A 271-nucleotide genomic window follows, 5' to 3' on the forward strand; every position below is an offset into this window, starting at 1 on the left:
AAGGGCTTTTTGTCTGTATTTGAGGAGGGATTATGTGGCGTAAGTATTTTTTGCTAGTGCTATTAGCTATTTTGGTCGTAGGTGGGGCCTTCTTTCTATCTCAATCAGCGGCTACGCCAAATGAATCAGACTATGTGAAGGCTGTAAAGAGTTACCAGGCTATTTCGATAGACGAAGTGGAGCAAAAGGTCCAAGACGAGGAAGAATTTATATTATACATAGGTCGTGAGACATGCCCTTATTGTCGTGATTTTGTTCCGAAATTAACAGA

The 271-nt window shown here is 41.0% G+C and carries 1 pseudogene; it reads left to right on the top strand.

The window, feature by feature from the left end:
- Window positions 1-32: 32 nt before the first annotated feature.
- A pseudogene (locus C1G53_RS12330) lies at window positions 33-271 on the top strand (thioredoxin); the annotation flags it as partial.

Source organism: Streptococcus suis (assembly GCF_002960445.1).
Lineage (GTDB): Bacteria > Bacillota > Bacilli > Lactobacillales > Streptococcaceae > Streptococcus > Streptococcus hyiners.